At 67.0% G+C, this 24,795-nt stretch carries 24 protein-coding genes; 16 read left to right on the forward strand and 8 right to left on the reverse strand.

From position 1 onward, the window contains the following. Positions 1-12: 12 nt before the first annotated feature. The 8 genes from pncB to FGU64_RS16750 all read left to right on the forward strand — a co-directional run bounded on the left by pncB (position 13) and on the right by FGU64_RS16750 (position 8,336). Positions 13-1,314 (forward strand): nicotinate phosphoribosyltransferase, encoded by a 1,302-nt coding sequence (gene pncB, locus FGU64_RS16715; protein WP_139954199.1) that lies wholly within the window; start codon positions 13-15, stop codon positions 1,312-1,314. 122 nt (positions 1,315-1,436) lie between these two features. After that, positions 1,437-2,819, forward strand: coding sequence for a hypothetical protein (locus FGU64_RS16720; protein WP_139954200.1), 1,383 nt, complete (start codon positions 1,437-1,439; stop codon positions 2,817-2,819). Positions 2,820-2,973: 154 nt separating this feature from the next. Next, entirely contained in the window at positions 2,974-4,278 is a 1,305-nt protein-coding gene (locus FGU64_RS16725) for an ABC transporter substrate-binding protein (protein WP_139954201.1), read from the forward strand. Positions 4,279-4,344: 66 nt separating this feature from the next. Beyond that, a complete protein-coding gene (locus tag FGU64_RS16730; protein ID WP_139954202.1) occupies positions 4,345-4,614 on the forward strand; it encodes an antitoxin of toxin-antitoxin stability system in 270 nt (89 codons plus the stop codon). Between the two features lie 419 nt (positions 4,615-5,033). Continuing rightward, on the forward strand, positions 5,034-5,915 hold the full coding sequence (locus FGU64_RS16735) for a branched-chain amino acid ABC transporter permease (protein ID WP_139954203.1): 882 nt from the start codon (positions 5,034-5,036) through the stop codon (positions 5,913-5,915). Further along, a complete protein-coding gene (locus FGU64_RS16740) occupies positions 5,912-6,874 on the forward strand; it encodes a branched-chain amino acid ABC transporter permease (protein ID WP_139954204.1) in 963 nt (320 codons plus the stop codon). The genes FGU64_RS16735 and FGU64_RS16740 overlap by 4 nt, the downstream gene beginning before the upstream one ends. Positions 6,875-6,888: 14 nt before the next feature. Continuing rightward, the gene (locus FGU64_RS16745; RefSeq protein ID WP_139955420.1) at positions 6,889-7,626 is read left to right on the forward strand and encodes an ABC transporter ATP-binding protein; all 738 of its coding nucleotides are present in this window, start codon (positions 6,889-6,891) and stop codon (positions 7,624-7,626) included. Continuing rightward, the gene (locus FGU64_RS16750) at positions 7,623-8,336 is read left to right on the forward strand and encodes an ABC transporter ATP-binding protein (protein WP_139954205.1); all 714 of its coding nucleotides are present in this window, start codon (positions 7,623-7,625) and stop codon (positions 8,334-8,336) included. The genes FGU64_RS16745 and FGU64_RS16750 overlap by 4 nt, the downstream gene beginning before the upstream one ends. Before the next feature lie 226 nt (positions 8,337-8,562). On the opposite strand, the gene nagA is transcribed toward FGU64_RS16750, so the two are convergent. Genes nagA through FGU64_RS16770 form a run of 4 tightly spaced genes read right to left on the reverse strand, consistent with a single transcriptional unit; the run spans position 8,563 to position 12,416 of the window. Next, positions 8,563-9,717 carry an N-acetylglucosamine-6-phosphate deacetylase gene (gene nagA / locus FGU64_RS16755; protein ID WP_139954206.1) on the reverse strand — a complete coding sequence of 385 codons (1,155 nt, stop codon included), beginning with the start codon at positions 9,715-9,717 and terminating at the stop codon, positions 8,563-8,565. A gap of 13 nt (positions 9,718-9,730) precedes the next feature. Continuing rightward, complete coding sequence (locus FGU64_RS16760) at positions 9,731-10,762, reverse strand: SIS domain-containing protein (RefSeq protein ID WP_139954207.1); 1,032 nt, start codon at positions 10,760-10,762, stop codon at positions 9,731-9,733. Beyond that, positions 10,759-11,547, reverse strand: a complete 789-nt coding sequence (locus FGU64_RS16765) for a GntR family transcriptional regulator (protein WP_136354491.1) — start codon at positions 11,545-11,547, stop codon at positions 10,759-10,761. The genes FGU64_RS16760 and FGU64_RS16765 overlap by 4 nt, the downstream gene beginning before the upstream one ends. Next, positions 11,544-12,416, reverse strand: coding sequence for an N-acetylglucosamine kinase (locus FGU64_RS16770; RefSeq protein WP_139954208.1), 873 nt, complete (start codon positions 12,414-12,416; stop codon positions 11,544-11,546). Before FGU64_RS16770 ends, FGU64_RS16765 begins: the two co-directional genes overlap by 4 nt. 203 nt (positions 12,417-12,619) lie before the next feature. Between FGU64_RS16770 and FGU64_RS16775 the strand changes: the two genes are divergently transcribed. The 6 genes from FGU64_RS16775 to FGU64_RS16800 all read left to right on the forward strand — a co-directional run bounded on the left by FGU64_RS16775 (position 12,620) and on the right by FGU64_RS16800 (position 18,944). Continuing rightward, positions 12,620-13,558 (forward strand): N-acetylmuramic acid 6-phosphate etherase, encoded by a 939-nt coding sequence (locus tag FGU64_RS16775; protein WP_139954209.1) that lies wholly within the window; start codon positions 12,620-12,622, stop codon positions 13,556-13,558. Between the two features lie 22 nt (positions 13,559-13,580). After that, positions 13,581-14,840, forward strand: coding sequence for an ABC transporter substrate-binding protein (locus tag FGU64_RS16780; protein WP_139954210.1), 1,260 nt, complete (start codon positions 13,581-13,583; stop codon positions 14,838-14,840). Positions 14,841-15,102: 262 nt separating this feature from the next. Continuing rightward, positions 15,103-16,023 (forward strand): sugar ABC transporter permease, encoded by a 921-nt coding sequence (locus FGU64_RS16785; protein ID WP_136354499.1) that lies wholly within the window; start codon positions 15,103-15,105, stop codon positions 16,021-16,023. A 7-nt stretch (positions 16,024-16,030) separates the two neighbouring features. Further along, positions 16,031-16,870, forward strand: coding sequence for a carbohydrate ABC transporter permease (locus FGU64_RS16790; protein WP_139954211.1), 840 nt, complete (start codon positions 16,031-16,033; stop codon positions 16,868-16,870). Further along, positions 16,870-17,934 carry a Gfo/Idh/MocA family oxidoreductase gene (locus tag FGU64_RS16795; protein ID WP_139954212.1) on the forward strand — a complete coding sequence of 355 codons (1,065 nt, stop codon included), beginning with the start codon at positions 16,870-16,872 and terminating at the stop codon, positions 17,932-17,934. The genes FGU64_RS16790 and FGU64_RS16795 overlap by 1 nt, the downstream gene beginning before the upstream one ends. 11 nt (positions 17,935-17,945) lie before the next feature. Further along, complete coding sequence (locus tag FGU64_RS16800) at positions 17,946-18,944, forward strand: ABC transporter ATP-binding protein (protein ID WP_139954213.1); 999 nt, start codon at positions 17,946-17,948, stop codon at positions 18,942-18,944. Positions 18,945-18,960: 16 nt separating this feature from the next. On the opposite strand, the gene FGU64_RS16805 is transcribed toward FGU64_RS16800, so the two are convergent. From FGU64_RS16805 to FGU64_RS16815, 3 genes are all read right to left on the reverse strand, one after another. Beyond that, positions 18,961-19,575 carry a pseudaminic acid biosynthesis-associated methylase gene (locus FGU64_RS16805; protein WP_139954214.1) on the reverse strand — a complete coding sequence of 205 codons (615 nt, stop codon included), beginning with the start codon at positions 19,573-19,575 and terminating at the stop codon, positions 18,961-18,963. A gap of 28 nt (positions 19,576-19,603) precedes the next feature. Then, complete coding sequence (locus FGU64_RS16810) at positions 19,604-20,506, reverse strand: class I SAM-dependent methyltransferase (RefSeq protein ID WP_180375557.1); 903 nt, start codon at positions 20,504-20,506, stop codon at positions 19,604-19,606. Positions 20,507-20,645: 139 nt separating this feature from the next. Continuing rightward, positions 20,646-20,936, reverse strand: a complete 291-nt coding sequence (locus FGU64_RS16815) for a DUF1127 domain-containing protein (RefSeq protein ID WP_139954216.1) — start codon at positions 20,934-20,936, stop codon at positions 20,646-20,648. Between the two features lie 176 nt (positions 20,937-21,112). Here FGU64_RS16815 and FGU64_RS16820 point away from each other — a divergent pair, with 176 nt between their 5' ends. Continuing rightward, the gene (locus tag FGU64_RS16820) at positions 21,113-22,072 is read left to right on the forward strand and encodes a LysR substrate-binding domain-containing protein (RefSeq protein WP_139954217.1); all 960 of its coding nucleotides are present in this window, start codon (positions 21,113-21,115) and stop codon (positions 22,070-22,072) included. 18 nt (positions 22,073-22,090) lie between these two features. On the opposite strand, the gene FGU64_RS16825 is transcribed toward FGU64_RS16820, so the two are convergent. Then, positions 22,091-23,038 carry a DMT family transporter gene (locus tag FGU64_RS16825; protein ID WP_139954218.1) on the reverse strand — a complete coding sequence of 316 codons (948 nt, stop codon included), beginning with the start codon at positions 23,036-23,038 and terminating at the stop codon, positions 22,091-22,093. Between the two features lie 146 nt (positions 23,039-23,184). Between FGU64_RS16825 and xseA the strand changes: the two genes are divergently transcribed. Further along, positions 23,185-24,795: an exodeoxyribonuclease VII large subunit gene (gene xseA / locus FGU64_RS16830; protein ID WP_139954219.1), complete on the forward strand. Its 1,611-nt coding sequence runs from the start codon at positions 23,185-23,187 to the stop codon at positions 24,793-24,795.

The following is a 24,795-nucleotide window of genomic DNA, read 5'->3' on the forward strand; positions in this document are numbered from 1 at the left end:
GGGCCGGACCGCATGACCAAGACCGACATCGCACGGCGCGTCTACAACCACACCTGGAAGCTCGATCCGATCGTGCGCAGTCTGCTCGACACGGATTTCTACAAGCTTCTCATGCTGCAGATGATCTGGGGCATGTACCCGAAGGTCGACGCCACCTTCTCGCTGATCAACCGCAGCCCCGTCCGGCTGGCCGACGAGATCGACGAAGGCGAGTTGCGCGAACAGCTCGACCATGCCCGCACGCTGCATTTCTCCAAGAAGGAGATGATCTGGCTGGGCGGCAACAATTTCTACGGCCGCAAGCAGATCTTCGAGCCGGAATTTCTCGCCTGGCTGGAGGATTTCCGCCTGCCTGAATATCATCTGGAAAAGCGCGACGGCCAGTTCGAGCTGACCTTCGCGGGGCCGTGGATGCTGACGACGCTGTGGGAGATCCCGGCGCTCGCCATCATCAACGAGCTGCGTTCGCGCGCCGCCATGCGGCAGTTCGGCCCCTTCGCGCTCGACGTGCTCTATGCCCGCGCCAAGGCCAAGATGTGGGCCAAGACCGAGCTTCTGAAGAAGCTGCCGGGCATCAACATCTCCGACTTCGGCACTCGCCGCCGCCATTCCTTCCTGTGGCAGCGCTGGTGCGTGGAGGCGCTGAAGGAAGGCATCGGCGATGCCTTCACCGGCACCTCCAACGTCAAGCTCGCCATGGACACCGACCTGGAGGCGCTGGGCACCAACGCACACGAATTGCCGATGGTGCTGGCGGCCCTTGCCGATACCGAAAAGGAACTCAAGGCGGCGCCCTATCAGGTGCTGCTGGACTGGCAACGCTACTATGGCGGCAACCTGCTGATCGTGCTGCCGGACGCGTTCGGCACGGCGGCCTTCCTGCGCGACGCGCCCGACTGGGTGGCCGACTGGACCGGATTCCGGCCGGACAGCGCGCCGCCCATCGAGGGTGGCGAGAAGATCATTTCCTGGTGGCGCGAGAAGGGCAGGGACCCGAAGAAGAAGCTCTTGATCTTCTCCGACGGGCTGGAGGTCGACACCATCATCGACACCTACAAACATTTCGAGGGCAAGGTGCGCATGGCCTTCGGCTGGGGCACCAACCTGACCAACGACTTCGAGGATTGCGCGCCGACGCCGACCGACCGGCTGAACCCCATCTCGCTGGTCTGCAAGGTGACCGAGGCGAACGGCCGGCCGGCGGTGAAGCTGTCCGACAATCCCGAAAAGGCCACCGGCGACAGGAAGGAGATTGCCCGCTACCTGCGCATCTTCGGCGAGGAGGATCGCGTGCGGCAGCTGGTGAAGGTGTGAAATTTTAGCAGGGCGGTTTGCATATGGGAATTTCGCCGATACCGCCCGGTCGCAACCCCCACCCCTTGTCACTTCCCGCAAGGGGGAGGGAGGTATCATTGAATGCAGAACAGAGAGCGGGCATGGGCGGTCTCCTCGCTGTCATTGTCCCGCTTCTTCTCCCCACATCCGCCTTCGCCCATGCCTCCGACCGGGGCCATGTGCTGCTTCTGCCGACCGGCTACTACCTTCTCGGCGGCGCCGTCGCTGTCGCCGTGTCCTTCCTCGTGCTCGCTCTGCTGCCGGCTAGCGCGCCGGCGCGGCTGTGGCGCCGCCGCGTGCCTTTGTTAGAGGCCGGGGAAGGCCCGCGCCTCGCCGTCTCGCTGTTGTCCTTCGCCGTCTTCGCAGCACTGGTCGTGGCCGGCTTCGTCGGCAGCCGCGATCCGCTCTCCAATCCGCTGCCGCTGACGATATGGACGCTTCTGTGGGCCGGGCTGGTCCTGGTGCAGGGCCTTCTCGGCGATGTCTGGCGATGGCTCAATCCCTGGTACGGCCCCTGGCGTCTCGCCGCCGGCCTGCTCGGTCCACGCGTGCCATGGCGGCTGCCGGCATGGCTCGGCTGCTGGCCGGCTTTCGTCCTGTTCTTCGCGTTCGCCTGGTTCGAACTGGTCGACCCGGCGCCCGACGATCCGGCCCGGCTGGCGACGGCCGCCGGCCTCTACTGGCTGTTTTCTTTTGCCGCCATGCTCGCCTTCGGCTACCGGCCGTGGAGCCGCCAGGGCGAATTCCTGACGCTGTTCTTCACCATGGTCGCGCGCTTCGGCGTGGTAGAGCGCACGGGCCGCCGGCTTGCTCTTTGCCTGCCCGGTTCCAAGCTCTTCGGCGCCGCACCGCTGGCGGCGAGCGGCACGGCGTTCATCCTTCTGGCGCTGTCCTCCGTCTCCTTCGACGGCCTGTCCAAGACCTTCTTCTGGCTCGGACGGTTCGGCGTCAATCCGCTCGACTATCCGGGTCGCACGGCGCTCATGGGCATCGGCGCCTTCGGCCTCGTGCTGACGTTCCTGCTGCTCGCCGGCGCTTTCCTGCTTGCTGTATGGCTCGGCCAGCGCCTTGCCGGCGACGGTGTCCCGTTCGGCCGCGCCGCCGGCCTTTTGGTGTGGTCGATCGTGCCGATCGCGCTCGCCTATCATGTCGCCCACTACCTGACGGCGCTGCTGGTCGACGGCCAGTATGCGCTGGTCGCGCTGTCTGACCCGTTCGCGCGCGGCTGGAACCTCATCGGCACCGCGCACCTGCATGTCTCGGCCGGCATCGTCGCCGGCGCGCACTCGGCCTGGTGGCTGTGGAACGTGCAGGCCGGCGCCATCGTCGCCGGCCATGTGCTCGCCGTGCTGGTGGCGCACGGGCTCGCGGCCCGGCTGCACGGCGGCGCCCGCGCCGCCGTGCTCAGCCAGGTGCCGCTGACGCTTCTGATGGTCGCCTACACCGTTTTCGGCCTGTGGCTCCTGTCGGCGCCGGCGGTATGATCGCGAGCGGGCCGATTGCCGTTGCGGAAAGCTCGCTTGTCAGGCCCGGGCTTTGATGATTTAGTTTGTACACATGCAATTTTCCGCGTCCGTCGCAGGAGCGCCGCTCTCGTCTTCATCCGTTGGTCGACGTCGATAACAAAGGGGAACCGCCATGACTGACCGCAAGGGATTTTTCGACCTCTCCGGCAACCGGCTGAGCCGCCGCACCGCGCTGAAGGGCCTGGCCGCCGGCGCCGGGCTGGCGGTGGCGCCGGGCTTCGTGCGCTATGCCCAGGCGCAAAGCTCCGAGCCGATCCGGATCGGCTTCCAGGCGCACCGCACCGGCATCGGCGCCGCCTATGGCCGCTGGTACGAGCGCACCACCAACGCCGCCGTCAAGGCCATCAACGATGCCGGCGGCATCAATGGCCGCCCGATCGAGATCATCGTCGAGGACGACGGCACCGATGCCGCCCGAGGTGCTGAGGTGGTGGCCAAGTTCGCCAACCAGCACAAGACTGACATCGTCTACGGCACGCTGTTCTCCCACGTCGTCATCGCTTCGGCGCCGACCGCCGGCGAACTGAAGATCCCCTACTACGTCATCTCCGAGGGCTACCATGTCGCCTCCGGCAAGATGAACCGCTGGTGCCTGCAGCCCGGCATCACCGACGTGCGCGCGCAGGTCACCTCGGTGGCCCCGTGGATCGCCGCCAACGCCGGCAAGAAGGTCACCATGATCTTCCCCGACTACGCCTTCGGCTACGATCATCGCGACTACCTGCCGCCGGCGATCGAGAAGGCCGGCGGCAAGGTGGTGGCGCAGATCGCCATCCCGCCGACGGAATCCTCCTTCACCAAGTATTTCCCGCAGATTCCGGCCGAGACGGAAGTGATCTACCATGTCATGGTCGGCCCGGCCGTGCTCACCTTCGTCAAGGAACTCGGAGACTTCTACGGCTCCAACGGCCCGAAGCTGTTCGGCTTCATCGATTCGCTGGAGGCCGTCGACATCAACAGCCCCGGGCTGGAATATCTCGACGGCAGCCACTTCTGGGAAGGCTCGCCGCGCTATGCGCAGGCGGGTGACAGCGAGGCCGAGAAGGCCTATCGCGCCGCCGTCGGCATCGACGACAACGGCGCCGCCGTCGGCGACGCCAAGGACGTCTCCACCGCCGCCCACATGTTCGGCTGCTGGGAGACGCTCTACGTCATAAAGAAGGCGATGGAGGACGCCGACTACAAGGGGCCGCAGGACCGCGCCAAGCTGGTCGAGGCGACCGAGGCGCTGACCGAGTTCGCCGAAGGGCCGGAGCACCCGCAGGGCAAGAAAGTGTTCAACGGCAAGATCCATCAGGTCTTCGGCAGCCAGAACATCTCCAAGCTGGAAGGCGGCAAGCTCAACGTCGTCCACAAGACGACGATCGAGGACGGCATGTACGAGCCGGAAGCCGACTACACCACCCAGCCGCTGTAGGCTTTCCTTGTCGCCAGGATACTGACGGCGTATATACGTCGTCAGTATCGAAAAGGAGCCTTTGCCATGGCCAAGGAAGCCGTCTTCACCATGAAGCTGGAACCGGAACTGCGCGACGCCTTCATGGCCGCTGCCGCCGCCGCCGACCGTCCCGCTTCGCAGATCGTGCGTGAATTCATGCGCGACTACGTTCAGCAGGATAGGGAATATGTCGAGTTTCTGCGCCGCAAGGTGGAGAAGGCAAGGCAATCTATTGCCGAAGGGAAATGGTCCACCCAAGAGGAGGTCGGAGCCAGAGCCGCAATTCGGCGGGGGACTTCGGCGCCGGATCGATGAGGCCACCGAGTGAAGCCTGTCGTTGTGCACCATAACCTCTCCTCACAAAGGCAGGGCTATCGCACATGGCGCGTTACCCCCTCTCCGTCGCGCCCTGCGGGCGCGCCACCTCTCCCCCCGTTTCGGGTGGAGAGGATACGCCGGCCGCAACCTTGGTGCCCATCCTCTCCCCTCACGAAGTGGGGGAGAGGTGGCTTGCGAAGCAAGACGGAGAGGGGGAGCGCCATGTGCGATAGCCCTGCCTTTGTGAGGAAAGGTTAGGGTGGGGGAGCGCCGCCATATGCAATCACCATGCCCACATTGTGGGAAGAAATTTGCGCGCTGCTGCTTGTGTTCCTTGTCTTCGCCGCCCAGCAGTGCGACTGCACTTCCATACGTCCCGCCAATGGCCTCCGATCGAAGACCAAGGTGACGCCTGAATGGCCTTCGGTCCGCATCTCCTTTTGGCCATTCTCGAAGGCCTCGTCACCGCAGCCGTCCTGTCGCTGACGGCGCTTGGCCTGTCGCTGGTTTTCGGCGTCATGCGCATCGTCAACGTGGCGCACGGCGAGTTCTTCATGCTGGGCGCGGTGCTGGCCTGGGCGGTGGCGAACGCGCTCGGCGGCCATCCCGCCCTCGGCTTCGTCGCCGCGCTGGTGATCGCGCCGCTGGTCGTCGGCGCGGTGGCGTGGCTGGCCGAGCGGCTGGTGCTGTCGCGGCTGAACTACAATCCCGAATCCACCATCGTCGCCACCATCGGCCTGCTCTACATCATCCAGCAACTGGCGCTGACCTTCTACGGCCCCGAAGCGCGGCCGGTGGCGCCGCCCTTCAACGTCCGCCTGTCGCTGCCGTGGTTCGGCTATTCCGCCTACAAGCTCTCCATCATCGCCACCGCCGCCCTTTTGCTGATCGCCACCTGGCTGGTGCTGACGCGCACGAAGATCGGCCTCACCATGCGCGCCACGCAGTATGACAGCGAGACGGCGCAGGCCTTCGGCATCCCGGTCGGCCGCGTCTATGCCGGCGTCTTCGCGCTCGGCGCCATGCTGGCCGCCCTTGCCGCCGTGCTGATCGTGCCGATCAGCCAGGCGCATTACCTGATGGGGCAGGACCCGCTGCTGCTCTCCTTCATCGTCGTCATCATCGGCGGTCTGGGCTCACTGCGCGGCACGGTGGTGGCGGCCGTGCTGATCGGTGTCTCCGACGGCGTCGTCTCCATGTTCTTCTCGCCGACGCTGGCCAAGATGATCGCCACGCTGGCGGTGGCGCTGGTGCTGGTGTTCCGCCCGCAGGGCCTGTTCGGGACGGCGGCGCGATGAGCGGGGACGACAGGCCCGCGAAGGTCTACGGCCTGCACCTTGTTGTGCTCGCCGTCCTGTTCGCACTGAATTTCGTGCTGCCGGCCTATTATCACGGGCTGATGGCACGCATCATGGTGCTGGCGGTGTTCGCCATGGGCTACAATGTGCTGTTCGGCTATGCCGGCCTGCTCAGTCTCGGCCATGCCATGTTCTTCGCCGCCGGCATGTACGGCACCGGGTTGACGATCGTCCATTTCGGCTTCTCCGTGCCGCTGGCTTTCGTCAGCGGCATTGCCTGCGGTGCGGTGCTTGCGTTTGTCATCGGCCTGTTGGCGCTGCGCACCTCCGGCGTTGCCTTCATGATCGTCACCATGATGTTCGCGCAGGTCTTCGCGCTGTCCCTGATCTATTTCGCCGGCTGGACCGGCGGCGACCAGGGCCTGGTGATCCCGCAGCCGGCGCGCATCCTGAATCTCGGTGCCGCCTTCGACCTCACGGACCCGACCGTGCGCTACATGGCGGCGCTGGCGTTGTTTGCCGCAGCGCTGTTCGCCACCCTGGCGCTGGTGCGCTCGCGCCATGGCCGCGTGCTGGTGGCCATCCGCGAGAACGAGGAGCGCACGAAGATGCTGGGCTACGACACCTTCGCCAACAAGCTCGCGGCCGTCACCGTCTCCGGCACGATCTCGGCAGCGGCGGGTGCGGCCTTCGCGCTGCTGTTCGGCTATGTCGGCGCCAACTTCGCCGGCGTGCAATATTCCATCCTGCCGCTGCTTTGGGTGTTGCTCGGCGGTGCCGCCACGACGCTCGGGCCCCTCCTCGGCACGCTGGTCATGTATGTCGTCACCGACACGGCAAGTTCCTTCACCTCCGCCTGGCTGCTCATCGTCGGCGTCGTGCTCATCCTTCTGGTGCTGTTCTTCCCGAAAGGTATCCTCGGCACGCTGCGCGCCCGCTGGCTTGGATGGCTGCCATGATCGGCCCGCTGCCCATGGACCCGCTGCTCGTCACCAAGGGGCTGACGCGCCGCTTCGGCGGGCTGAAGGCCGTCGACGGCGTCGACTTCACGCTGATGCCGGGCGAGATCCGCGCCGTCATCGGCCCCAACGGCGCCGGCAAGACCACCTTCGTCAGCATGGTCTGCGGCCGCGTCCTGCCGAGCGCCGGCATGATCCTGTTCGACGGCGGCGACATCACCGACATGCCGCCGCACAGCCGCGTCAGGCTGGGCATCGCCTACACCTTCCAGATCACCAGCGTCTTTCCCAATTTGAGCGTCTACGACAACGTGGCGCTTCCGGTGCAGCGCACCTTGACCGACGGACGCTCCCGCGGCGCCATACACACCGGCGTCCTGACGGCGCTCGAAAAGGTCGGGCTGGCCGACCGTGCCGCCATGCAGGCCGGCCAGCTTGCCTACGGGCACCAGCGCCTGCTGGAGGTCGCCATGGGACTGGCGCTGAAACCGCGCCTGCTCATCCTCGACGAGCCGACGCAAGGCCTGTCCGACGCCGAGATCGAGGACTTCGTCCGGCTGGTGCGCACGGTCGCCGAGGATGCGACGGTGCTTCTGATCGAGCACAACATGCCGCTGGTCATGCAACTGGCCGACCGCATCACCGTCTTCGATGCCGGCCGCGTGCTGGCCGAAGGCACGCCCGAACAGATCCGCTCCGACGCCGCCGTGCAGGCGGCCTATCTCGGCACCGGGGCGGGGGAAGCCGCATGAGCGACAGCGCCATCCTCGCCATTGCCGGCCTCGACGCCTTCTACGGCGAAGTGCAGGTGCTGTTCGGCCTCGACCTTGCGCTGGAGCGGGGCGAAGTGCTGTGCCTGCTCGGCCGCAACGGCGCCGGCAAGACGACGACGCTGAAGGCGATCATGGGCCTTGTGCCGGCTGCGGCCGGCTCGATCCGGCTGGAGGAGCGGGACCTGGCCGGCCTGCCGGCGCACGAGGTGCCGAAGGCCGGCATCGCCTACGTGCCGCAGGGCCGGCGCCTGTTCGCCGATATGACGGTGGCCGAGAACATCGAGATCGGGTTGATGGCGCGCAAGAAGGGCGCGTCCGTCCGCGAAGCCGTGCTCGACCTGTTTCCGCTGCTGCGCGAACGGCTGAAGCAGCGCTCCGGCACGCTCTCGGGTGGCGAGCAGCAGATGCTCGCCATGGCCCGCGCGCTCTGCCTCGAACCGAAGGTGCTGCTGCTCGACGAGCCGACCGAAGGCCTGATGCCGTCGATGATCGCGAAGATCCGCGAGACGGTGGCGAAGCTGCGGGAGCAGGGCGTCTCCACCATCCTGGTCGAGCAGCGGGTCGACGCCGTGCTGCCGGTCGCCGACCGTGTCGCCTTCATCGAGAACGGCCGCAACCGCGAGACGGTCGGGGTAGACGTGCTGCGCGCCGACCCTTCGGCGGTGAAGCGCTATGTCGGGGTGGGATGACGTCTATGGCGAAGGTCGCGCCGCCCCTCACCCTTACCCTCTCCCCGTAAACGGGGAGAGGGGGATCGCCGACGTTGCGGCCAGCTTTCCTCGCCCCGTTTACGGGGAGAGGAGGCCGGCAGGCAGGTGAGGGGCGGCGCCAGCTTCCGATCGTTAGCACCGCCCCTCATCCGGCACTTCGGGCCGCCCTGCGGACCTTCCCCTGAACGGGGAGAAGGAAAAGAGGTTATCCGGCCACCTGCCGGCCGCCGATCCATACGCCCTTGACGTCGAGCGCGTCGGACAGCGCCACGACATCCGCCGCCGTGCCCTTGGCGAAGCGGCCGAGCCGGTGTGCCTGGCCGACCGCTTCGGCCGGGTAGAGGGAAGCCATGCGCAGCGCCTCGGCAAGCTCGAGGCCGATCGTGCGATGCATGAAGCGGACTGCCGAGATCATGTCGAGATCGGCGCCTGCCAGCGTGCCGTCCGCCAGCGTAAGCCTCCCGTCCTTGCGGTAGATGGTGCGGCCGTTGAGGGTGAAGGACGCCATGTCGGTGCCGATGGTCGCCATGGCGTCGGTGACGAGGAAGATCTTTCCCGGTCCCCGCTTGGACCGCACGGCAATGCCGATGGTCGCCGGATCGACATGGATGCCGTCGGCGATAAGCCCGGCCGATAGGCCTTGCGTGTCGAGCGTCGCACCCGCCAGCCCCGGCTCGCGATTGCCGATCTGGCTCATCGCGTTGAACAGATGCGTGACCACCGAGGCACCGGCATGCGCATAGGCCCGCGCGGCGGCGAAATTCGTGTCGGTGTGGCCGAGGCTGACGACGATGCCGGCTTGCGCGAGGGCCGCCACCTGCTGCGGGTCGACCGATTCCGGCGCCACCGTCGTCAACAGCACCGGCAGGTGCCTGCGTGCCGCGATCAGCGCGGCCTGGTCGGCCTCCGTCATCGGCCGGATCAGCTTCGGGTCGTGCGCGCCCTTGCGGGCCAGCGACAGATGCGGGCCTTCCAGGTGCAGACCAAGGAAACCGGGCACGGCCTCCCGCGCCGCTTGTTCGCCGGCGGTGATCGCGGCGGCGGTGATTTCGGGCGTGTCGGTGATCAGCGTCGGCAACAATGCGGTGGTGCCGAACGGCGCGTGTGCCGAGCAGATGGTGCGGATCGAAGCCACGTCGGGATGGTCGTTCAGCATGACGCCGCCGCCGCCGTTGACCTGAAGGTCGACGAAGCCGGGCGCCAGCAGGTCGCCGGTGTCGATGCGCTTCACAGTCTTCGGCAAGGCGTCCGTCGGCAGGATGGCCTCGACCAGCCCGTCGCGGACGACGAGCGCGGCATCCTCGTGCCAGCCGTCGCCGTCGAAGATGCGCCTGGCGGTGAGGGCGAAGGATTCGGTCACGTCGCGGCCCCCGTCACAGCGTTTCCGTCACCTTGCGCAGGTTGCGCGGCGTGTCGGGGTCGAGCCCGCGATGGCGCGCGAAGGCCTCGACGAAGGCATAGAAGGAGACGATCAGCGGCAGCGGGTCGGTCAGCGGATGGCCGGTCGCGACATGGGGCAGCTGGTTTGCCGCCTTCGCCAGCGCCGAGGTGACGAAGACGTCCGCGCCCTTGGCGGCGAGCGCGTCGGCGGCCTCGGCCAGCGACGGCTCAGAAGCGTCGCGCGCGGCCAGCGTCAGCACCGGGAAGCCGGGGCCGACCAGCGCCAGCGGGCCGTGCATCACTTCGGCCGCGCTGTAGGCCTCGGCGTGCATGGCGCAGGTTTCCTTGAACTTCAGCGCCGCCTCGGCGGCGATCGCGGCGGACGGGCCGCGGCCGAGCACGAACAGCGAGCTGTCACCTTCGAGCGCCGGCGCCAAGGCCATCCAGTCGCAGCCGATGGCCTGTTCGAGCTGGCTAGGCAGCGCCTTCAGCGCCTCGAGCAGGCCGGTATTGCCGGTGGCATGCGCCATCAGAGCAAGGGCGGCGACGGCCGAGTTGACGAAGGTCTTGGTCGCCGCGACGCTGCGTTCCGGGCCGGCGAGGATGTCGATGGCGTGATCGCTTGCGGTGGCCAGCGGCGAGCCGGCGGTGTTGGTGAGCGCGATGGTGAGCGCGCCGCTTGCTTTCGCGCTTTCGGCCATCGCCACGATGTCGGGGCTCTTGCCGGATTGCGAGACGGCCAGGCAGGCGGAGCCGGCGAGCCTGAGTTTCGCGCCGTAGATCGAGGCGACCGAAGGGCCGACCGAGGCGACGGCGAGGCCGGCGGTCAGTTCGACGGCGTATTTCATGAAGGCGGCGACATGGTCGGAGGAGCCGCGCGCCACCGTCACCAGGAAATGCGGGTCTCGCGCTGCGATGTCACGGCCGGCGGCTTCAAGCGCGGCGCCCGAGCCGTCGAGCAGCCGTGCGGCGGCTTCCGGGATTTCCTCGACTTCGCGCCGCATATGGGTCTTGTGGTCGCTCATGCGCCTCTCCCTGTTTCGTCGGCGGTGATGCCAAGCCTGAGTTCGGCGACGAAATCGTAGGCGTCGCCGCGATAGACCGAGCGGGTGAACTCGATCACCTTGCCGCTGGCCAGATAGGATATACGCTCGATGCGCAAGCCCGCCGCGCCCGGCGCCACGTCGAGCAGGCGCGCGTCGCCCTCGCCGAGATTGGCGGCCGAGATGCGCTGCACGGCGCGCACGGGGCGGTTGCCCGTCGCCTCCAGCGCGGCATAGAGCGAGGAGCCTATCCCCGCCGGATCGGGCAGCACGCGCGCCGACAGCGAGGCGCGCTCGATGGCGAGCGGCGTGTCGTCGGCGATGCGCAGGCGCGCCACCCGCGCCACCAGCTCGCTGGCGGCGAGGCCGAGCACCATCATCTCGTCGGGCGAGGGGGCGTAGAGGCCGCGGTCCAGCCATTGCGAGCGCACCGCCATGCCGCGCCGCGCCATGTCCTCGGTGAAGGAGGTGAGCCGGGACAGCGACTGCTCGACGCGCTCCATGCGCGGGGCGACGAAGGTGCCGGAGCCGTGGCGCTGCACCAGGATGCCACCCTTGACCAGATCCTGCACCGCCTTGCGCACGGTGACGCGCGAGATTTCGGCCTTGGTGGCGATGTCGCGCTCGGAAGGCAGCGCGTCGCCGGGGCCGATGAGGCCGCGCCTGACGGCGTCCTCGATGCTTCGGCGCAGTTGCAGGTAGAGCGGCGCGCCGCTCTGGCCGGATTGCCGGAGCGTGGCGAAGATTTCGTCGGCGGCCTCGCTCATCGGCCCTGCTCCGAAAACAGCCGCGCCGCCATGCTGACCGCGCCGCCCAGCGCGTCGTCCAGCGGTTGTCTCAATTGCGCCCGGTAGCGTTCGGTGAGGCGCGACGCATAGAGCCCGGCGAGCCCGCCCAGCAGGCAGAGCGGATCGCCGGGCCTCAGCTCCAGCGCTCCGAGCGCCGCCTCGACGTCGCCGACCGCCTTGTCGACGATCCATTGCGCGACGGCGTCGCCCTTGGCCGCGTGCTCGAACACCTTGGGCGCGAAGCCGCCGAAATCGCCCGGCTTGGCGTTGGTGGTGAATTCCACCACATCCTCAGGGTTGTTGCGGAAGACGGCGAGCATCTCGTCGGTCAGCGGTGAGGCCGGGCGGATGCCGTCATGGGCGAGCAGGGTCTGTTCCAGGAGGTCGCGGCCGATGCGCGCGCCGCTGCCCTGGTCGCCGACCTGGAAGCCCCAGCCGCCGACGGCGCGCGATTTGCCGTCCTTGCGCGCCATGTAGGCGGTTCCGGTGCCGACGATCGCCATGGCGCCGTCGCCGGCGCCGACGGCGCCTTCCAGCGCGATCTCGGCGTCCGTCTCGACCCGGCTCGCGGCGAACGGCAGGATGGCCTGCAACTGCTGGCGGTAGGTGCCGACATTGGCGCCGGCGAGGCCGAGGACCGCCGGCGTTTCCGGTATGAGGTCCGGGTCCTGCCCGGCGGCGAGGAAGGCCTGCCTGGCGGCGTCGACGATATGGGTGCGGGCGCCGGTGAGGTCGGTGCGGATATTGGCGGCGCCGCTCCTGGCGCGGCCGATCACGGCGCCGTCCGCTGTCGCCAGCGCGGCCTTGCAACTGGTGCCGCCGCCATCGATGCCGAGCACGAAATGCACGATCGGATCCTCCTCCTCGGTGATAATACCAATAAAATACCAATAGCCAAGAGTTAATTTGTGCGCCACGGGATGAACTGCGCAATTTGAAGCAAAATCAACCAGATGTTCGCATTTATCGGACCCCCGGCGACAAATTCGTTAATGCGTCTGGACAAGTGGTATTTTTTTGGTATTGTCAGCCCATCGGGAGGATCAAGGGCATGGCGCAAACGCGCACGGAAGCGTTGCACCGCAATGCGGAGGGGCTGGACACCCGCTCTCCGCAGGAAATCCTGTCGTCGCTCGCCGAAGGCCAGATCGAGGCCGCCCAGGCTGTTCGCGCCGCCGTCCCCGCCATTGCCGAAGCCGCCCTGCTCGTTGCCGGAAGCCTCAGGGCCGGCGGCCGGCTGGTCTATGCCGCCGCCGGCAGCTCGGGCCTGATGGCGCTGGCCGACGCGCTGGAATTGCCGGGCACCTACGGCATCGAGCGCGAGCGCATTCTCATCCTGATCGCCGGCGGCGAAGAGGCGCTGCGCGACCTCGCCGGCGCGCCGGAAGACGATGCCGGCGCCGCCGCGGACGCGGTCGCGCAGGCCGGCGTCGGTGCCGGCGACTGCGTGATCTCGCTGTCGGCCAGCGGTTCCACCCCCTATGCCCTCGGCGCGCTGGACGAGGCGAAGCGGCGCGGTGCCGCCACCATCGCCATCGCCAACAATCGCGGCGCGCCTTTGCTCGAAAGGGCGGACGCCGCCATCCTTCTCGAAACGCCGCCGGAAGTGATCGCCGGCTCGACCCGCATGGGCGCCGGCACCGCGCAGAAGATCGCGCTCAACATGCTGTCGACGCTGGCGGCCGTGCATCTCGGCCACGTCCACGACGGCTACATGGTCAACCTTTTCGCCGACAACGCCAAGCTGCGCGGACGCGCGGCCCGCATCGTCGCCGCCGTCGCCGGCATTGCGCCCGAAGAGGCCGAGCGCCGGCTCGAGGAAAGCGGCGGCGCGGTCAAGACGGCCATTCTGCTCGCCGCCGGCGCCAAGGACGCCGGCGCTGCGCGCACGATGCTGGAGAGGAGCGGACAAAAGCTCAGGCCCGCCCTTTCCGAAATCCGAGGGGAACGGAAGGGCGACCGCCTTCCGTCTCGTCAAAACCGAACCTGACAGGTCAACTGGGAGAGTGAACATGACAAAGAGACTTCTGACGGCCCTGCTTGGCGGCGCGAGCCTCCTCGGCACCGCTGGCATCGCGCTCGCCGCCGATGCGACGCTGACTATCGAAAGCTGGCGCAACGACGACCTGTCGATCTGGCAGGAAAAGCTGATCCCGGCCTTCGAGGCGAAGAACCCCGGCATCAAGATCACCTTCGCGCCGTCGGCACCGACCGAATACGACGCGGCCCTCGGCGCCAAGCTGCAGGCCGGTTCGGCGGGCGACCTCATCACCTGCCGCCCGTTTGACAAGTCGCTGGAGCTCTACAACAAGGGCAATCTTGCCGACCTGACCACGCTGTCGGGCATGGAGAACTTCTCCGACACCGCCAAGGCGGCCTGGACCACCGACGACGGCAAGGCCACCTTCTGCGTGCCGATGGCCTCCGTGCTGCACGGCTTCATCTACAACAAGGACGCCTTCGACCAGCTCGGCATCAAGGTTCCCGAGACCCGCGACGAGTTCTTCGCCGCCCTCGACAAGATCAAGGCCGATGGCACCTACATCCCGATGGCCATGGGCACCAAGGACCTTTGGGAAGCCGCCACCATGGGCTACCAGAACATCGGCCCGAACTACTGGAAGGGGGAGGAAGGCCGTGTCGCGCTCATCAAGGGCGAGCAGAAGCTGACCGATCCGGACTGGGTGGCGCCGTTCGAGGAACTGGCCAAGTGGAAGCCTTATCTCGGCGACGGCTTCGAGGCGCAGACCTATCCTGACAGCCAGAACCTGTTCACGCTCGGCCGCGCCGCCATCTACCCGGCCGGCTCGTGGGAGATCTCGGTGTTCAACGCGCAGGCGCAGTTCAAGATGGGCGCCTTCCCGCCGCCGGTCGGCAAGGCGGGCGACACCTGCTACATCTCCGACCACAACGACATCGGCATCGGTCTCAACGCAGCTTCCAAGAACGCCGACGCGGCCAAGACCTTCCTGACCTGGGTGGCATCGCCCGAGTTCGCGGAAATCTACGCCAACGCGCTGCCGGGCTTCTTCAGCCTGAACTCCAAGCCGGTGGAAATGAAGGACCCGCTGGCGCAGGAATTCGTCTCCTGGCGCGGCAAGTGCAAGTCGACCATCCGCTCGACCTACCAGATCCTGTCGCGCGGTACGCCGAACCTGGAAAACGAGACGTGGGTGGAATCGGCCAACGTCATCAACGGCACCGAGACGCCCCAGCAGGCTGCAGAGAAGCTGCAGAAGGGCCTCGACAGCTGGTACAAGCCGGCGAAGTAAGGCACGGCCTGGCCCTCTCCCGGAAGGGAGGGGGCCGTTCCGGCGCCTGAGCGCCGGTCGAAAAACCAAGCCGGGATGGAAGCGAGGCGCGCTGGCGCGGCCTTCCATCCCGCGCTCGAAACCCCGCAGTGTCAGGCTTGCCTGCGTCCCTCCGAAAGCAGGAGCGCGAAGGACTTGCCCTGCCTTGGGAAACAGTCGCCAAAGTGACTACGAAGGCTATACTGTCCGCAATCGGGTCCTGAGAGGGGATGGATCAAGTCCGATGACCGCACCGAAAAGAGCGATCCGCTGGCACATCGGCGTTTTCCTGGCGCCGGCGGTGCTGATCTACACCGCCATCATGATTCTGCCGCTGGTCGGCACGCTCCAGCTTGCGCTGTTCAAGGCGGTGGAGAATGTGCAGACCTTCGTCGGCCTCGACAATTTCCGCACCCTGTTCGGCGATCCCAACTGGTCGACCGGCTTCTGGAACGCGCTCAGGAACAACGTCTGGTTCTTCGTCATCCACATGCTGGTGCAGAACCCGATCGGCGTCATGCTGGCGGCCCTGCTGTCGTCGCCGAAGCTGCGTTTCTCGGCCTTCTACCGCACGGCGATCTTCGTGCCGACGGTGCTGTCCTTCGTCATCGTCGGCTTCGCCTGGAAGCTCATCCTGTCGCCGCTGTGGGGCGTGGCGCCCAACCTGCTCGACCTCGTCGGCCTGAAATTTTTGTTCAGCCCGTGGCTCGGCAAGGAAAGCAGCGCGCTGATCGCGCTCAGCCTCGTTTCGGTGTGGCAGTTCGTCGGCATCCCGATGATGCTGATCTACGCGGCCCTCCTGTCGATCCCCGACGAGGTGATCGAGGCGGCCGAATGCGACGGCGTCACCGGCATGGCGCAGTTCTGGAAGATCAAGCTGCCGCTCATCCTGCCGGCGATCGGCATCATCTCGATCCTCACCTTCGTCGGCAACTTCAACGCCTTCGACCTGATCTACACCGCGCAAGGGGCGCTCGCCGGGCCGAACTATTCGACCGACATCCTCGGCACCTTCCTCTACCGCGCCTTCTTCGGCTTCCAGCTCCAGGTCGGCGATCCCAACATGGGCGCGGCGATCGCCACCATGATGTTCCTCATCATCCTGGTCGGCGTCTGCTTCTATCTGTTCCTCGTGCAGACGCGCCTGCGTCGCTACCAGTTCTGAGGCGATCATGAGCAAGGCAACCGCTTCCCCGGCCCGCAGCATCGCCGCCCACAGCATCCTGATCCTCTACACGATCATCGCGCTGTTCCCGGTGCTGATCGTCATCGTCAATTCCTTTAAGTCGCGGCAGGCGATCTTCCGCGAGCCGCTGATGCCGCCGACCGCCTCGACCTTCGACCTGATCGGCTACGTCACGGTGATGAAGCAGGGCGACTTCCTGCTCTATTTTCAGAACAGCTTCGTCGTCACCGTCCTGTCGCTGTTCTTCGTGCTTCTGTTCGGCGCCATGGCGGCCTTCGCGCTGTCGGAATACCGCTTCCGCGGCAATACGCTGATGGGCCTTTACCTGGCGCTCGGCATCATGATCCCGATCCGGCTGGCGACAGTTGCCATCCTGCAACTGATGGTGGCGAGCGGGCTGGTCAACACGCTGACGGCGCTGGTCCTCGTCTACACCGCGCAAGGCCTGCCGCTCGCCATCTTCATCCTGTCGGAATTCATGAAGGGCGTGTCCGACGACCTTAAGAACGCCGGCCGCATCGACGGCCTGTCGGAATACACGATCTTCTTCCGCCTCGTGCTGCCGCTTGTGCGGCCGGCCATGGCCACCGTCGCGGTCTTCACCATGATCCCGATCTGGAACGACCTGTGGTTCCCGCTGATCCTGGCGCCGTCGGAATCGACCAAGACGGTGACGCTGGGCGCCCAGCTCTTTCTCGGTCAGTACGTCACCAACTGGAACGCGGTGCTGGCCGCGCTGTCGCTGGCGATCCTGCCGGTGCTGATCCTCTACATCGCCTTCTCGCGGCAGCTGATCCGCGGCATCACTTCCGGAGCAGTCAAGTAATGAGCCAACCGTTGAAACCGCTGCGCGTCGTCGTCGCCGGCCTCGGCAATATGGGCCGCAGCCATGCGCTGGCCTATTTCGAGAATCCCGGCTTCGAGATCGCCGCCCTCGTCAACCGCTCCGACGTGCCGCTGCCCGGCGGCCTGGCCGGCCACGAGATCCGCCGCTCCTTCGCCGACGCCCTGCGCGACGAGAAGCCGGACGTGGCGGCCATAGCCACCTATTCCGACAGCCACGCCGACTATGCGGTGGCGGCCCTCGAAGCCGGCTGCCACGTCTTCGTGGAAAAGCCGTTGGCGACGACCGTGGCCGATGCGCGCCGCGTCGTCGATGCGGCCAAGGCCAACGGCAGGAAGCTCGTCGTCGGCTACATATTGCGCCACCACCCGTCCTGGATGCGGCTGATCGCCGAAGCGCGCAAGCTGGGCGGCCCCTATGTCTTCCGCATGAACCTCAACCAGCAGTCTTCCGGCAAGACGTGGGAGACGCACAGGCAGTTGATGCAGACCACCTCGCCCATCGTCGACTGCGGCGTGCACTATCTCGACGTCATGCTGCAGATCACCGACGCGAAGCCGGTCGAGGTGCGCGGCATGGGCGTCAGGCTCTCCGACGAGATTGCGCCCGACATGTACAATTACGGCCATCTGCAGGTGCTGTTCGACGACGGCTCGGTCGGCTGGTACGAGGCCGGCTGGGGGCCGATGATCTCCGAGACGGCCTTCTTCGTGAAGGACGTCATGTCGCCGAAGGGCTGTGTCTCCATTGTCATGGCCGAGGGCGTCAAGTCCGACGACATCGACACCCACACGAAAACCTCGACCATCCGCCTGCATTCGGCCGCCACTGGGGCGGACGGGCGCTTCACGAAGCCGGACGAGCTTCTGTCGATGGCAGGCGAGCCCGGCCATCAGCAACTGTGCGACGCCGAGCAGGCCTTCCTGCTCAACGCGATCCGCGAGGATATCGACCTGACCCGCCACATGGACGATGCGGTGAAATCGCTCGCCGTCTGCCTCGCGGCGGACGAGAGCGTGCGCACCGGCAAGACCGTCAAACTCTAGGGGGAATAGCCGTGGGCTCTCTGAAAATCGAGCAGGTGAAAAAATCCTTCGGCAACGTCGACGTCCTGAAAGGCATCGACCTCGCGGTCGAGGACGGCGAGTTCGTCGTCTTCGTCGGTCCGTCCGGCTGCGGCAAGTCCACGCTGCTGCGCGTCATCGCCGGCCTCGAGGACGCGACGTCCGGCCGGGTGCTGATCGACGGCGACGACGTTTCGGCCACCCCGCCGGCCAAACGCGGCATCGCCATGGTGTTCCAGACCTATGCGCTCTATCCGCATCTCACCGTGCGCGACAACATGGCGCTCGGCCTGAAGCAGGCGGGCGAACAGGCGGCCGAGATCGACAAGCGCATCGCCGCCGCCTCGACCATGCTCGGGCTGGAGCCGTACCTCAAGCGCCGCCCGGCCGAGCTGTCCGGCGGCCAGCGCCAGCGCGTCGCCATCGGCCGCGCCGTGGTCCGCGAGCCGAAGCTTTTCCTGTTCGACGAGCCGCTGTCCAATCTCGATGCAGCCTTGCGCGTCAACACCCGCCTGGAGATCGCCCAGCTCCACCGCCGCCTCAAGGCGACGATGATCTACGTCACCCACGACCAGGTGGAAGCCATGACGCTAGCCGACAAGATCGTCGTGCTGAACGCCGGCCGCGTCGAGCAGGTCGGCGCGCCGATGGAGCTTTACAATGCGCCCGCCAACGAGTTCGTCGCCGGCTTCATCGGCTCGCCGAAGATGAACTTCATCGACGGCGGCCGGCTCGGCGAAAGCGTCAAGACGGTTGGTGTGCGGCCCGAGCACATCACCGTCGACCCGGCCAAGGGCGACTGGAAGGGCACGGTCGTCCATGCCGAGCATCTCGGCGCCGACACCAACCTGTTCCTCGATTGCGAGAAGACCGGGATGCTGACGGTCCGGCTGTTCGGCGAATACGCCGCGGAGCCCGGCATGACGCTCCACGCCACGCCGCAGCCGGGCCGCCTCTACCGCTTCGACGGCGACGGAAGGGCGGTGAAGTAGCGGCTATTGCCGGCGCTCATCCCTTTTCCATCAGGAACCAGGTCACGTCGTCCTGCGGGCACCAGCTGTCGCGCTTGTAGACGAAACCGTAGTCGAGCAGCTTCAGCCCGTACCCGTCGATCAGGTCGCCCGCGAAGTCCCGCTTGAACAGCCTGTCGGCATGGCCGCGATAGGGCACGGACGTCGGAACCGGGTTGTAGTATTCGGCCACCAGCACATAGCGCCTGCTGTTGCTGACGAGGTTGTCGTAGACGGCTTCGAGGAACTCGGGATTGATGTGGATGAGCACGCCCGAGGTGAAGGTGAGGTCGACCGGGCCGTCCGCGACCGGATCGAGGATCGTGCCGTTCCTGATCTCGGCGACGCCGAGCGCTGCCGCCTCGTCCGCCGCCGTCTTGTTGATCTCGATGCCGCTCAGGGCAAGGTCGGGCCGCAGCCGTTTCAGGGCGAGCAGGTTCAACCCGATGTTGCAGCCGAACTCCCGGATGGAGCCGACGCCATGCGCGCTGCGCAGCATGCGCGCCCATAGCGCGACTTTGGAGGACAGAAGCTGTTCGGAATTGTTGCGCTTGATGTAGTCCTTGCCGAAGGTGCCGGCCCAGAAGCTTTCCTGTTCGGTCTTGAAGTTCATCCTTTTGGCGCCTTCCGCGATTCCGGGTTCATGCGGGGATGGTCGTGTTCGCGTCGAGGACGGTTGCCAGGACGCCGGCGCTCTTGCGCAGGATCGGCACGCCTTTGAGGACGGGATAGGCCAGGCCGGATTCGTGCGAGTAGAGGAACCCGTCGATTTCGCCCAGGCGGTCGTTGGCGACGGGACAGGCCCATGCGGCCGTGTTCGCGCTGTCGCTTGCCGGCGGCCGGATCACATAGGCATGGGTGGGGTTCAACGGGTTCTGCGGTTCCCGGATGGGGATGCAGGCAAGCAGGTCGCCGCCGGCGGCGGCGATGGCGCCCGGAAGGTCCTTCACATAGCCCAGGCGGTCCATGCGGGCACGTCCGTCCGGCGAGTTCTTCTCATAGGACGGCTCGAACAGCACCGCGCAGGACCGGCAGACCCGCAGGATCTCCTCGATCGCCGCCAGTTCGTTGCCGCCGTTGGGTTCGAGCGCATGCGACGACCAGACGATGTCGACGCTCTTCGCCTGCAGCGGCAGGTGCAGGAGATCAGCGGCGAAAAGGTCGACCGGGCGACACCCGGCATGGTCGAGGAATGCCCGCCCGTAGCAGAGCCTCGACCAGCTGATGTCGCAGGCGAGCATGCGGCCGAGCGAGGAGGGAAGCCGCCGTTCGAGATGCGCCAGCGTCGTGCATTCGCCCGTCCCTATATCGAGAAAGACGTCGCCGTCGCGAAGGTAGGGCGAGAGGATCGCGGCGACCTGGCCGGCGTAGGATTGCAGGCGGTCGGCGTTCTTCAGCGCCGCGCTGGAATACGACCCGGCCTGCAGGTCGTAGGCGATCTCGATGATCTCGGCGTCGTTCCTGGATTGGCCGCGCGCCTGCCTGAGATAGTCGGTGACGTTGCCGCCGCTCTCGTAGACCTCTTTCGCGCGCCGGATGTCCATGCCAAACCTCCAGTCCGCAACGACCGCCAAGGGTCGTTGCGCCTTCGATTCGTCATGGATACCGGTCGAATCCTGCGCCAGCCTGACGCCGGCGCTGCGCTCATGGCCTGCTTGACGGCATGAGGTGCGGGCGTGCCCTTCAGGCGGCCCGGCGGGCGGCGTCCTCGATCGTCTCGACGCGCTCTTCGGCGAGCAGCCGCAGCCGTACCGTCGGGTCGGCGCCGAGCGGCGCATCGATGGCGACGGAGAGGTCGGCGCGGGTCAGGCCGATGTCGGCAAGCTCGGCGTCGGACATCTCGCCGAGCCGGTGGAAGGCGCGGCGGTTTTTCCAGATGCGGAACACGGTCGACAGCGTGCCGAGGACACCGGCCTGCGCGGCCGGGCGTCCAGCGACGCGGGAGGATTCGGCGGCAAGATGGGTGGCGGACATGACGGGCTCCTTGACCGTTCGTGCACGCGCGACCGCACGCGGCCGCCGGGAGGAGGCGGCCGCGGGTCGCGATTCACATGCCTTCATGTGGACAATGGCAAAATGCCATTGCATGATTGATAAATCCAACGAATGTTTTTAATCTTAAACATCAATCGTCATGATGGATAAGCCCGATGCAAGCGCCGCTCGATCTCGATCAGTTGCAGACCTTCATCGCCATCGCCGACACCGGCTCCTTCACCCGCGCGGCCGAGGAGGTGCATCGCACCCAGTCGGCCGTTTCCATGCAGATGCGCCGGCTGGAGGAACGCATAGGCAAGCCGCTGTTCGAGAAGGACGGCCGCATGAACAAGCTGACCGAGGAGGGCGACCGGCTGCTCTCCTATGCGCGCCGCATGATCCATCTCAATCGTGAAACGCTGGCCGCCTTCGACGACAAGCGGCTGGAGGGCACCATCCGCATCGGCACGCCGGACGACTATGCCGACCGCTTCCTGCCCGAGATCATGGCCCGCTTCGCCCGCTCCAACCCGCATGTCGAACTGACCGTGGTGTGCGAGCCGACGCCGGGCCTTGTCGAGCACATCAAGCGCGGCAATCTGGATCTCGCGCTGGTCACCCACAACGACGCGCGCGGCCAGTCGGAAGTGGTGCGGCGCGAGCCGCTTTTGTGGGTCACGTCGGCCAACCACGCCACGCATGAGCAGGAAATCCTGCCGATGGCCTTCGGCCGCCCGAACTGCATCTGGCGGCGCGCCGCCTGCGACGTGCTGGACGAGATGGGCCGCGACTACCGCGTCCTGTTCACGTCGTTTTCGGCCACCGTCATCGCCGCCGCCGTGCTGTCGGGGCTGGCGATTTCGGTGCTGCCGGAATGCGCGCTCAGGCCCGGCATGCGGGTGCTGGGCGAGGCCGACGGCTTCGGCGCGCTGCCCGATTGCCGCATCGGCATCATGCGCGGCCAGACCAGCCGGCCGGAGATCGTCGAGGCGCTCGCCCGCCACATTTCCGAAAGCCTCGACAACATTTCGGTGCCGCTGGTCGAGGAGGCGGCCGGCAGCTTCGATTTCGCGGCGCTCGCCTTTGCCCGGATGAAGCGCACCAAGCCGAACCCGATCGCGCCGGGCTGGTAAGACCTATGGTTTCTTGACCTACCGCTTGCCAGCGCGGATGACGAGCACGTTGCCGGCCGCCACGAAGACGAGCCCGGCGAAGGCATAGGCGGTCCACTGATAGCCTTCCATGACCGTCGAGACCAGTAGGGCGAAGATCGGGAACAGCACCGTCGCGTAGCCTGCGCGCGCCGGGCCGATGCGCGACAGCAGCGTCAGGTAGGCGGAAAAGGCGATCACCGTCGAGATAACCGCCAGGAACAGCAGCGAGCCGAGATAGGAAACCGTCGGCTCGACGATGAACGGCCTGCCGAGGAAAAGGGCAAGCAGCGCCGAGAACAGCGTGCCGTAGACCATGCCCCAGGCGGTCATCGGAATGAGCGGCACGCCCCGGCGCAGGCCGGCGGCGGAAATCTGGTTGCCGAGGCAGAAGCAGAGTGTTCCCGCCACGCACAGCGCCAGCCCGATCACGGTGGCGCCCGACAGGCCGTGCGCGGCGATCTCCGGCGAGAACATCAGCGCGATGCCGAAAAAGCCGATCAGCCCGCCGGCCAGCACGCGCGGCGACGGCGTCTCGTGCAGGACGACGGCGGCAAGCAGGATGTTGACGACGGAGGCGAGCGAGAACACCACCGACAAAAGGCCGCTGACCAGATAGCCGGCGGCATAGTAGAAAAGCAGGAAGTTGGTTGAGAACATCAGCACGCCGAGGCCCGCGAACCGCACATGCTCGCGCAGGGGAAAGCGGATGCGCCGTCCCGATGCGACCACCCACACGAACATCAGCGCGGTGGCGATGCCGAAGCGCCAGACCAGGTTGACCTCGTTCGGCACCGTGCCGACCTGCAGCCGGATGGCGAACCACGACAGGCTCCAGGCAATCACAGTCAGCGCGTAGAGCCCGTAGTCACGCGGCTCGAAAGCCCGGTCGCGCGCCGCCGGCTGCGATGCGGCGGCCTCGGGCAGTGTCTGCGATTGGACGGTCATGCGGTTCCTCCTGGCGCGAGACAGGTAGGGAGGCATTCGCTCGCCGTCCATTGCATTCTTTTCATCGAAAGATTGAACGAAGCGATGGGTGCGGCCGGTGGGAACCAGCCCTTGACCCGCGCGTCCGGCCGCGTCCCTATGGCGGCATGAGCGAAATCGACATCGAATCACGCACCAACGCCGCCGAATACACGGTAAGCGAGATTTCCGGCGCGCTGAAGCGCACGGTCGAGGACCAGTTCGGCCACGTCCGCGTGCGTGGCGAGATTTCCGGCTATCGCGGTCCGCATTCCTCCGGCCACGCCTATTTCGCGCTGAAGGACGACCGCGCCCGGCTCGATGCCGTGGTGTGGAAGGGCACCTTCTCGCGGCTGAAGTTCCGCCCCGAGGAAGGCATGGAGGTGATCGCCACCGGCAAGCTCACCACCTATCCCGGAAAATCCAACTACCAGATCGTCATCGACAACCTCGAGCCGGCCGGCGCGGGCGCGCTGATGGCGCTGCTGGAGGAACGCAAAAGGCGGCTCGCCGCCGAAGGCCTGTTCGACCCGGCGCGAAAACAGCTTCTGCCCTATATGCCGCGCGTCATCGCCGTCGTCACCTCGCCGACCGGCGCCGTCATCCGCGATATCCTGCACCGCATCCGCGACCGCTTCCCGCTGCATGTCATCGTCTGGCCGGTCAGGGTGCAGGGCGAGACGGCCGGCGCCGAGGTGGCGGCCGCCGTGCACGGCTTCAACGCGCTGCCGTGGGACGGCCCCATCCCGCGCCCCGACGTGCTGATCGTGGCGCGCGGCGGCGGCAGCCTGGAGGATCTGTGGGGATTCAACGACGAGGCGCTGGCGCGCGCCGTCGCCGCCTCCGATATCCCGGTGATCTCGGCGGTCGGCCACGAGACGGACTGGACGCTGATCGACCTCGCCGCCGACGTGCGCGCACCGACGCCGACGGGCGCGGCCGAGATCGCCGTGCCGGTGAAGGCCGATCTTGAGGCGACGCTGGGCAACCTGTCGGCGCGGCTGCGCGCCTGCGTGTCGCGCGCTATCGACCGCAAGCGGCAGGCGGCCCGGGCCGCCATGCGCGCGCTGCCGCAGCCGGACCAGCTGCTGGCCGTGCCCCGGCGGCGCTTCGACGAGGCGACGGGGCGGCTGGAGCGCGGCCTGTCCGTCGGCGTCGAGCGCAAGCGGGCGCGGTTTGCGGCGGCGCGGCTGTCGCCTGCCACGCTGTCGCGCCGCATCGGCGAATGGCGCAGGCTTGCCGACCGCGACCTGTCGCGGGCGCAGGCGGCGCTGCGCGCTTCGCTGGCGCTGAACCGCCGCCACCTTGACGGCGTCAAGGCCCGCCTCACCGTGCTGCCGTTGCAGCGGGCGACGCTGAAGGCGCGCGATCGACTGGCGACCGCCGGCCAGCGGCAGGAGAGAGCGATCACGGCCCGGCTGGAAAGACTGCGCGCGGCGCTCACCCAGGCCGACCGGCTGCTTTCGACGCTGAAACTTTCCGAACAGGCGATCCTCGAGCGCGGCTATGCGCTGGTGCTGGATGATTCGGGCGCGCTGGTCCGGCGCGCCGCGGATGTCCGGCACGGCATGGGGCTGGAACTGCGATTCGCCGACGGCAGCGCGCATGCCGTGGCCGGCGAGGGAGCACCGGCTCCATCCACTCCCCCCACACCGAAGCCGGCGCCCCCTGCACCTAAGCTGGCGCCAAGACAGCCGGCGAAGCCGAAGGACGGCGGCGGCCAGGGATCGCTGTTCTGA

It is taken from the genome of Mesorhizobium sp. 8, assembly GCF_006351905.1.
Taxonomy (GTDB): Bacteria; Pseudomonadota; Alphaproteobacteria; order Rhizobiales; family Rhizobiaceae; genus Mesorhizobium; species Mesorhizobium composti.